Genomic DNA, 9,107 nt, shown 5'->3' on the forward strand with positions numbered 1-9,107 from the left:
CCCCTGTAATTACCCATTTATCCGGAGTTCCCGGAACGGAGACCCAGACAGGACCTCTATATAAAATCTGCGAATGGGACACTCCCCCCATGGGGACCCTGTCCGCAACCCCCTGCCAGGGGCAAGCCTCTCCCTAGACCCCGGTATGGGCTCGCTGTTAGGCGACTCTCCCATCAGGCTCTTATCCTATCCCACCCACATTTCCTTTGCGCGGGCTGCCGCTAACGTTTTCGAGAAACGTAGCGAATCGAAGTGAGCGAAACGCGAATCGGGTCCAGCGTCACGCTGGCACACTTTGGGGGATGCTTCATAAAATGGCGTAGCCCATTTTAAGTGAGGTGTTCCATATGATCATCATCGACGGCCCTGCTGAGCTCAGCGGGGAGCTCCGGGTCCAGGGGGCAAAAAACAGCGCACTCCCTCTGCTGGCGGCCGCGCTGCTGTGCAAGGGCCAGACTGTGCTGCACAACTGCCCCGACCTGTCGGACGTGAACACGGCCCTGGCGATTTTGGAGCAGCTGGGCTGCCGCTGCCGCCGGGAGGGCCATGACCTGACCGTGGACAGCGCCATGACCAGCTGGGAGATTCCCGAGGAGCTGATGCGGGGAATGCGGTCGTCCATTGTGTTTTTGGGGGCCATGCTGGCCCGGTGCGGGCGGGCAAGGCTGTGCTTTCCCGGGGGCTGCGAGCTGGGGCCCCGGCCCATTGACCTGCATCTCTCCTCTCTGCGGCGGCTGGGGGTAAACATTGACGAGAGCGGCGGCTGGCTGGACTGCTCCGCCCCCCAGGGCATTCAGGGGGCCTATGTGTCCCTGGCCTTCCCCAGCGTGGGGGCCACCGAAAACCTGATTCTGGCGGCAGTGTGCGGCACAGGCACCACCATTATTGCCAACGCCGCCCGAGAGCCGGAGATCTGCGACCTGTGCGAGTATCTGAACCGCTGCGGGGGGCGCATCTACGGCGCGGGCGAGAGCTGCGTGATTGTAGACGGGGTGAAGGAGCTGTTTGGCTGCGAGCACCGGGTCATGCCCGACCGCATCGCCGCTGTCACCTACATGGCTGCGGCGGCGGTGACCGGGGGCAACGTCACCCTGCGGGATGTGGACAATACCCACATTCTGCCCATGCTGGCCCCCTTTGAGGAGTCGGGCTGCGAGGTGCGCCAGCTGGGGGGCTGTTTGAACATCATGGCCCCCCGGCGGCTGGGGGCGGTGAGACATATCCGCACCATGCCCTACCCGGGCTTTCCCACCGATGCGCAGCCTGTGGTTATGTCCATGGCCGCGGTGGGCCGGGGCGCCAGCGTGTTTGTAGAGAACATATTTGAAAACCGCTACCGCCATGCCGACGGGCTGAGCCGCATGGGGGCCAGCGTCAAGGTAGAGGGCAAGGTGGCGGTGGTAGAGGGCGTGGAGCGGCTGACCGGCGCGTCGGTAGAGGCCGCCGACCTGCGGGGCGGGGCGGCTCTGGTGGTGGCCGGCCTGGCGGCGGAGGGCGTCACCCGGGTTGGGGCGGCGGAGCACATCCGCCGGGGCTACGAGGGCCTGTGCGGCTGTTTGGCGGACCTGGGGGCCCGGATTCGGGAGACAGAGCTTTAAAACTCCGAAACGCCGTCTATTTTGCTCCAAAACGGTGCTTTCTGCGTCAAAAATCCTCGAAAGGCGGCAAGCCCTTCTTGCGGTTTTTTCCTTGAAAGCCCTCGTTTTTGGACAAAAATCCAGCATTTCTCTGAATTATAAAACAGACTCTGGCAGACGGGAAAAAGGACGTGGAAGGGAGGCGGCGGAATGGCTGCGGGAAGACCGGAAAGAAGAAGGTCCCGGCGGGACATGTGGGACGACGAGAGCTTTGAGGACATCAATTCCCATTCAGACGGGGAGCCGCCTCAGCAAAGGCCTCTGCCGGGGGCAGGCCGCAAGCGCGCCCGCCCGGCCCCGCAGGACGCCGGCAGGCGGAAGGACAGAGCCTCTACCCGAGAGCGGGCCTCCGCCCGAGAGAGAACCTCCGCCCGGGAACGGGCAGGAAGAAAGCCCTCCTCCCAAAGGGAGGCCAGAGGGCGCAGGCCCGCCTCAGAGCGGGGAGGGGCCAGAGAGCGGGAGCCGGTCTCCCGGCAGCCAGGGGATGCCCCCCGCTCCCGCACCCGGCCCGAGCCTCAGCCCCGAAAGCGGCGCAGGCCCATGGGGCTGTTTCAGCGCAGGCTGCTGATGATTCTGGCCCTGCTGGCCATGCTGGCGGGCACAGCCTTTTTGGCCGAGTCGCTGCTGCTGCGGGTGACCCATGTGCGGGTGACCGGGGACGCGGTGTACCCGGAGGAGGAGATTCTCGCCATCTGCGGCTATGAGGAGGGCGACAACCTGCTGCTCATCCCCATTGGAGACAGGGAGCGGGAGCTGGAACAAAAGCTGCCCTATGTGGCCCAGGCGAAGATCAGCCGGAGAATTCCGGGCACAGTGGTGGTGGACATCACCGCCGCCCAGCCGGTGTGCTGCCTGCAGGCCGGGGGCGGGTGGTTTGTGATTGGCGCGGGGGGCAAGGTGCTGGAGGTGCGGGCCGACGCGCCCCAGGGCCTGATGCAGGTGATTGGCCTGAACCCCTACGCCGCCCAGCCGGGCTTGATGCTGGGCCTGGACGACGAGGAGCAGGCCAAGGCCTTTCAGACAGTGCGGGAGGTGATTGCCGAGCTGGGCGCGGCCCAGGACTTCACCCGGCTGGACCTGAGCGACCTGGGGCATATCCGGCTGTGGTATCAGGACCGGGTGGAGTGCGTGCTGGGCAGCGCCGTGGACCTGGAGCACAAGATACAGTATGGCTACGGGCTGTTTGACCCAGAGAAGGAGGACGCCATTCAGCCGGACCAGACCGGGCGGCTGGACCTGAGCTATCTGACCGAGAGCAAGCGGGCCTTTTTTGACCCCAGCGCCCCGCCGGATGGGGTGCAGACCCCGGCGGTTCCCACCCTAACGCCCGCGCCCAGTCCAACGCCTGAGCCGGAGGAGGGGACAGAGGACCAGAGCCAGCCGGAGGACACCGGCGAGGACTGGGAGGAGGAAGCAGAAGACACGGGCTGGCCGGAGGAGTGGGAGGACGGAACCGGAGACGAGGGATGGACCGAGGGCGGCGAGGATGAGTATTACACCGGGGAAGAGGAGGAATGGTAGACGGGAAGAAGCTGCCGGCATGGGTAAGCGCCAGAGTCAGTAAAGGCTCTGGTTGCGCGGACCTTGCGCCGGGGCAGGGGGTGGCCTCCCGGAGCCGCCTGCTCGCGGGCCAACGCCGAGGACGCTTCGGGCTGACCCTGCCGGGCAAGGGGGCTGGCAGCGACTGTGTCGGTTGGCAAAAAATTCTTTGCCCGCCAGCGGGCTTGAGGGTCTGTCCATATCTTGTGCCTGGGACTGGCGGCGCGCGTATTCGCCCGGAAAAAATTGGGAAATATCGGTTTTGTGGATTCTTTTTTTAAGAATATCCTTGAAATTTGGCCGAAAAAGTGATAGATTATACCTTGTAGCAAAAGAGTTGACGTAATCTTGCTTTTGTTTCCGTGTCTGTGCGGAGCGGGGAGGAGCAGGCGCAGTCTGCCCGGGCCTGAAAAAACAGGGCCCTGGGGCCGGCGTCAGGATTCAGAAAATAAGGAAGGGTGGTCGTAAAAATGCCTTTTGAAGTTGACAATCTGCTGGACGAGACCCCACAGGTCATCAAAGTAGTAGGAGTGGGCGGCGGCGGCGGCAACGCTGTCAACCGCATTGCCAGCGCCGGGGTGCGCAGCGTGGAGCTGGTGTGCATGAACACCGACAAGCAGGCCCTGCAGCGCAGCCAGGCCTCGGTAAAGGTGCAGCTGGGAGAAAAGCTCACCAGCGGCCGGGGGGCGGGCTCTAAGCCCGAGGTGGGCGAAAAGGCCGCTGAGGAGAGCCGGGAGCTGATCTCTCAGACCCTGAAGGACGCGGACATGGTTTTTATCACCGCGGGCATGGGCGGCGGCACCGGCACCGGCGCGGCCCCTGCCGTGGCCAAAATCGCCCGGGAGCAGGGGGCCCTTACGGTAGGCATTGTCACCAAGCCCTTTGCCTTTGAGGGCCGGCGGCGCATGGACCAGGCGGAAAGGGGCATTGCGGCCCTGCGGGAGCATGTGGACTCTCTGGTGGTCATTCCCAACGAGCGGCTGAAGCTGGTGAGCGACGAGCGCATCACCCTGGCCAACGCCTTTCTGGTGGCCGACGATGTGCTGCGCCAGGGCGTGCAGAGCATCTCGGACCTGATTCAGCTGCCGGGCATTGTCAACCTGGACTTTGAGGACGTGAAGTCTGTGATGCAGGACGCGGGCTACGCCCACATGGGCGTGGGCCGCGGCAATGGCAAGGATAAGGCCGAGCAGGCGGCTATGGCGGCTATTTCCAGCCCCCTGCTTGAGACCAAAATCGCCGGGGCCCGGGGCGTGATTATCAACATCACCTCCAGCCCGGACATTGCCCTGGACGAGATTGACACCGCCTCTCAGATCGTCACCGAGCGGGCCCACCCGGACGCCAACATCATCTGGGGCGCCACCTTTGACGAGAGCATGGAGGACGAGATGAACGTCACCGTGATTGCCACCGGCTTTGACGGCATGAACGGGGAGAAGTCCAAGCCCGCGCTGGACATTGACCTGGACGACGATTTTCTGGGCCCCGCCCCTGCCGAGCCCGCCCCCGCCCCGGTGAGCCGCAGCAGCCGGAGCAGCAGCCCTGTCCGCAGCCAGACCGTGCGCAACGTGGAGCCCCGGGTGGACCCGGCGGTGATTGACGACGACGATACCTTTACCGACATTATGTCCATATTCAACCGGAAGTAATTGGGATGAAGGAGGCAGGACAATGGGAATGATCAAGGGCGTACATCACATTGCCGTGAAGCCCACGGCGGAGCAGTACCAGAAGACAGTGGACTTTTACACCAAGCTGCTGGGGCTTGAGGTCAAAAAAAGCTGGGGCGACCCGGCGCGGCCCTGCCTCATGGTGTCCTGCGGGGACAATTCCTGCATGGAGATTCTCAGCGGCGACAGCGAGATTCCGGCGGGCGGGCCCCTGGCCCACATCGCCTTTGCCACCGACCAGGTGGATGAGATCATCGAGAAGGTACGGGAGGCCGGGTATCAGGTGACCAACGAGCCCGCCGACATGGACCTGGGCGGCGCGCCCATCCGCATTGCCTTTTTCTACGGCCCCACCCACGAGCATATTGAGCTGTTCTGGGAGAAATAAGGGTAAATTTGCGGCTCCGGCTGAGCGCCGGGGCCGCTTTCCTGTCTGCAAAGGAGGGTGCAACATGCCATTTCCCGGCATCCAACAGCCGGAGCTGATTCAGCTGGCCGAGGGGCTGCGGCTCAGGCGGTACGACGGCCATTACCAGCTGGCTCTGCCCGGCTACCAGGACCCGGTGGTGTACCAGAACTCAGAGGGCATCTTCGACGAGAGCAAAATTCCTGGTCTGGACTATGTAAAGGCCATGTGCGAGTATCTGGACAAGCACGGGGAGCTCTACTTTGTCGAGGCCTGGGAGGACGGGGCCTGGACCCCGGTGGGGGATGTGACCGTGAAGCCCGAGAACCCGCCCATTGCCATCTGGTACGGCAAATACCGGGGCAGGGGTTTGGGAAAGCTGGTAATGCGGGCCGTCATCCGCCGCTTGGGGGAGCTGGGCTATCCAAAAATTACCGGCACTACCGTGTACAAGTGGAACCCGGCCTCTCTGGCTCTGCACCGGCGGCTGGGCTTTTCCATCATACGGGAGACAGACACAGAATATTACCTGGAACGGGACCTGAAGGAGGAGGCGGAGAACATGGAGGAAATACGTCTGAACACCAGCCAGCTGCCAGAGATGGCGGCAAAGCTGCGGGCAGGCCAGCGGGTGCTGCTGTCCGGCAGGGCCTACACCAGCCGGGACGCGGCCCACAAGCGGATTGTGGAGCTGCTGGACCGGGGGGAGGAGCCCCCCTTTCCCCTGGCAGGGGCGGCGGTGTACTATGCCGGGCCCACCCCCGCGCCGGATGGCATGGCGATTGGCTCCTGCGGGCCCACCACCAGCGTGCGCATGGACCCCTACACCCCCCGGCTGCTGGATTTGGGGCTTAGGTGTATGATTGGCAAGGGCCGGCGCAGCGCGCCGGTGGTAGAGGCCATGAAGCGCAACGGGGCGGTGTACCTGTGCGCCATTGGGGGCGCGGGGGCTCTGGCCGCTCAGTGCATTACAGAGTGCCGGGTCATCGCCTTTGAGGACCTGGGCTGCGAGTCGGTCAAGGCGTTGACCCTGAAGGATTTTCCCCTGATTGTTGGCATCGACAGCCTGGGCGGCAGCATATTGGTTTGACAGCTGGGAGGGATGGTCATGTATGCAGGCCTGATGAGGCTGCTGGTAAAGGGGTATGGAGAGAAGCCCGCCCCGGATGTGCGGGAAAAGGCAGGCCGTACCGCCGGGGCGGTGGGCATTGCCACCAATCTGCTGCTGTTCGCGGTAAAGCTGGCGGCGGGGCTGCTGTCCCACAGCGTGGCGATTTTGGCCGACGCGGTGAACAACCTGACAGACTCCGGCTCCTCCATAATCATGCTGGTGGGGTTTAAGCTGGCAGGCAAGCCCGCCGACAAGGAGCACCCCTTTGGCCACGCCCGCATCGAGTACCTTTGCGGGGTAATCGTCTCCTTTTTGGTGCTGATTCTGGGGTTGGAGCTGGGCCGCAGCTCGGTGGGCAAAATCCTCTCCCCCCAGGCGGCGGAGTTCGGGCCCCTGTCTCTGGGCATTCTGGGGGCGTCGGTGGCAGTGAAGCTGTGGCAGTGCGGGTTTTACCGCAGCGTGGGCCGCACCATTGGCAGCGGAGCCCTGATTGCCACTGCCAGCGACAGCCGCAACGACGTGATTGCCACTGCCGTGGTGCTGCTGGGCGCGCTGGCCTCCCGGGCCACAGGCTGGCAGCTGGACGGCTGGCTGGGCCTGCTGGTGGCGGCCTTCATTGTGGTGTCTGGGGCCAAGCTGATTTTAGAGACCGCCGACCCCCTGCTGGGCGCGGCCCCGGACCCGGAGCTGGTGCGGGATATCTACACCAAAATCCGGGGGTATGAGGGCGTAATCGGCATTCACGACCTGACGGTGCACAGCTATGGCGAGGGCCGCTGCTTTGCCAGCGTCCACTGCGAGGTGCCTGCCGAGGAGGACATTCTGGTCAGCCACGACCGCATTGACAATATTGAGCGGGACTTTTTGGAGCGGGAGGGCATTCATCTGGTCATCCACCTGGACCCGGTGGTGACCAGCGACCCCAAAGCCCAGGCTCTGCAAGAGCAGGTGCGGCAGCGGGTTCAGGCCCTGTATCCCCAGGGGGCCATCCACGACTTTCGGGTGGTGTGGGGGGTGACCCACTCCAATGTGCTGTTCGACGTGGCAGTGCCCTTCTCCCTTGGGGACAGCGACCAGGACATCAAGGAGAAGCTGGCCCGGGAGATTGCCGCGCTGGACCCCAGCTATCGGGCGGTGCTGGCCGTGGACCGGGAGGGCGTGGTCAACGAGCTGGAGAGCTGAGGGGGCTGTCAGGGTCTTTGGGCAGGTACACCCGGCAGGGGACCCCCAGGCGTTTGCAATTTTCTATCACATATTTTGTGCCCCGGGACTGCCCGTCCCAAAAGGCCAGCACCAGGTCGGCGTGGCGGATGATGGTCAGGTTGCGCCTGAGGGGAGCGGCGCGGCCGTAAACCTCGTATTGGGGCAAAAACTCCCGCAGCGGGACCCCATGTGCCAGGGCCCAGTCCCGGGCGCAGGCGTCCACGCCCTTTGCCCCGCCGGAGATGATTTGACTGGTCTGGGGCGGCAGGTACTGTTCCAGGCCCTCTACCCTCAGGCCCCGGGAGCCTATGACGGCGACTTTCATGTGATTTCTCCTTTGTATGAAATTATGTAGATATACCATGTATCTACATACCCCATTATACCACATGACAGCCATAAAATAAACACACAATATATCTTCAAAGAGGTGATTGTGTGGCTGTCAAAAGTATTTCCATCCGTATGGAGGAGGAGATGCTGCGTAAAATCGGTTATATCGCAGACTATGAGGGACGCTCGGTCAACAGTCATATTCTGGTGCTGGTGCGTGAGAGCATTGCCGCCTTTGAGCGGGAGCACGGCGCAGCGGGCGACGGCATTCCTCCTGCGGTGAATGTGAAGCCGGGGAAGAGGCAGTGAGAAAGCCTTACCCCTTTAGCTCTGTGCCAGGGTAGTAGTGGGCCAGAATCTCTCGATAGTCTGCGCCCCGCTTTGCCAGAAACACCGCCCCGGCCTGGCTCATGCCCACCCCGTGGCCCCAGCCCTTTACGGTAAAGTGAAAGCCCGCCTGGTCTACCGTAAAGGTAAAGCTTGCGCTGCGCAGGCCCAACGCCCCCCGCAGGTCCCCACCAGAGACCGTCGTGCCACCCAGCACGGCGGTTTTTGCCATGCCCGAGGGGGTGTAGACCGCGCCGGTCAGCCACTCCTCCACAGGGCCGGTAAGGTCCGCCTGGGGGAAGGCCTCCGCCGCCGCCTCCCGGAACTCCTCGGGGGTAAAGCGGGCTTCGCTCAGATAGCCGTCGCTGAAAGCGTCGCCAGGGCTGGCCACGGCCTGCAAATAGGGGTGGTCCTCCCCCGCGTCCGGCGACCAGACATTCTCTACCGCCTCGGTGCTGCCGGGGGAGATGGCGAAGTAGGCGGTGAGGGCCAGCTCATCCCCATAGGTGAGGGTCTGGCCGAAAACCTGGTCCACCACCTGGTCCAGCAGGGCCTGATAGCGGTCAAAGTCCTCCCCCCAACGCTCCTGCATGGCGCTGGCCGGGACATAGACCAGCCAGTTCTCCGTGTCGCAGGCAATGGGCTGGCCGGTTTGGCGTTGGCGGCTGTAGTAGGTGTAAGCGGCCACAGCCTGGGCCTTCAGGGCCTCTTGGGGGGCGTTCAGGTCCATCTCGCAGGCAATGGCGGCGGCGAGAAATTCCCGGTCGGGGACAGTGAGGGTCTGGCCGGTGGCAGCGTCGGCGAGGGTGAAGGCGGAGCGCTCCGGAGAGGGCTGAGGGGCAGCGGCCGGCGCGTGGGCCGGGACGCTGCCCGGGCTG

At 63.9% G+C, this 9,107-nt stretch carries 9 protein-coding genes; 7 read left to right on the forward strand and 2 right to left on the reverse strand.

Annotated elements, in window-relative coordinates; all coding sequences use genetic code 11:
* The first annotated feature begins 347 nt into the window (after positions 1 to 347).
* From murA to ACTO5E_RS08805, 6 genes are all read left to right on the forward strand, one after another.
* Positions 348 to 1,598: a UDP-N-acetylglucosamine 1-carboxyvinyltransferase gene (murA, locus tag ACTO5E_RS08780; RefSeq protein ID WP_482303040.1), complete on the forward strand. Its 1,251-nt coding sequence runs from the start codon at positions 348 to 350 to the stop codon at positions 1,596 to 1,598.
* Positions 1,599 to 1,787: 189 nt separating this feature from the next.
* Entirely contained in the window at positions 1,788 to 3,158 is a 1,371-nt protein-coding gene (locus tag ACTO5E_RS08785) for a cell division protein FtsQ/DivIB (RefSeq protein WP_482303041.1), read from the forward strand.
* Between the two features lie 488 nt (positions 3,159 to 3,646).
* Positions 3,647 to 4,828, forward strand: coding sequence for a cell division protein FtsZ (ftsZ, locus tag ACTO5E_RS08790; RefSeq protein WP_482303042.1), 1,182 nt, complete (start codon positions 3,647 to 3,649; stop codon positions 4,826 to 4,828).
* A 22-nt stretch (positions 4,829 to 4,850) separates the two neighbouring features.
* Positions 4,851 to 5,237, forward strand: a complete 387-nt coding sequence (locus ACTO5E_RS08795; protein ID WP_482303043.1) for a VOC family protein — start codon at positions 4,851 to 4,853, stop codon at positions 5,235 to 5,237.
* Between the two features lie 64 nt (positions 5,238 to 5,301).
* The gene (locus ACTO5E_RS08800) at positions 5,302 to 6,345 is read left to right on the forward strand and encodes a FumA C-terminus/TtdB family hydratase beta subunit (protein WP_482303044.1); all 1,044 of its coding nucleotides are present in this window, start codon (positions 5,302 to 5,304) and stop codon (positions 6,343 to 6,345) included.
* Positions 6,346 to 6,363: 18 nt separating this feature from the next.
* Positions 6,364 to 7,548, forward strand: coding sequence for a cation diffusion facilitator family transporter (locus tag ACTO5E_RS08805; protein WP_482303045.1), 1,185 nt, complete (start codon positions 6,364 to 6,366; stop codon positions 7,546 to 7,548).
* Here ACTO5E_RS08805 and ACTO5E_RS08810 read toward each other — a convergent pair.
* Complete coding sequence (locus ACTO5E_RS08810; protein ID WP_482303046.1) at positions 7,529 to 7,969, reverse strand: DNA-processing protein DprA; 441 nt, start codon at positions 7,967 to 7,969, stop codon at positions 7,529 to 7,531. The genes ACTO5E_RS08805 and ACTO5E_RS08810 overlap by 20 nt on opposite strands.
* A gap of 38 nt (positions 7,970 to 8,007) precedes the next feature.
* Between ACTO5E_RS08810 and ACTO5E_RS08815 the strand changes: the two genes are divergently transcribed.
* Positions 8,008 to 8,211 (forward strand): type II toxin-antitoxin system antitoxin, encoded by a 204-nt coding sequence (locus ACTO5E_RS08815; RefSeq protein WP_482303047.1) that lies wholly within the window; start codon positions 8,008 to 8,010, stop codon positions 8,209 to 8,211.
* A gap of 7 nt (positions 8,212 to 8,218) precedes the next feature.
* Here the strand turns inward: ACTO5E_RS08815 and ACTO5E_RS08820 are convergent.
* Positions 8,219 to 9,107: SpoIID/LytB domain-containing protein (locus ACTO5E_RS08820; RefSeq protein ID WP_482303048.1), on the reverse strand; the 889-nt coding region annotated here is incomplete at its 5' end.

The organism is Acutalibacter sp., from assembly GCF_056800975.1.

Excerpts from the sequence above, each read along its gene's own strand:
- murA (WP_482303040.1), top strand. The coding sequence starts at position 348 with ATGATCATCATCGACGGCCCTGCTGAGCTCAGCGGGGAGCTCCGGGTC.
- ACTO5E_RS08785 (WP_482303041.1), top strand. The coding sequence starts at position 1,788 with ATGGCTGCGGGAAGACCGGAAAGAAGAAGGTCCCGGCGGGACATGTGG.
- ftsZ (WP_482303042.1), top strand. The coding sequence starts at position 3,647 with ATGCCTTTTGAAGTTGACAATCTGCTGGACGAGACCCCACAGGTCATC.
- ACTO5E_RS08795 (WP_482303043.1), top strand. The coding sequence starts at position 4,851 with ATGGGAATGATCAAGGGCGTACATCACATTGCCGTGAAGCCCACGGCG.
- ACTO5E_RS08800 (WP_482303044.1), top strand. The coding sequence starts at position 5,302 with ATGCCATTTCCCGGCATCCAACAGCCGGAGCTGATTCAGCTGGCCGAG.
- ACTO5E_RS08805 (WP_482303045.1), top strand. The coding sequence starts at position 6,364 with ATGTATGCAGGCCTGATGAGGCTGCTGGTAAAGGGGTATGGAGAGAAG.
- ACTO5E_RS08810 (WP_482303046.1), bottom strand. The coding sequence starts at position 7,969 with ATGGCTGTCATGTGGTATAATGGGGTATGTAGATACATGGTATATCTA.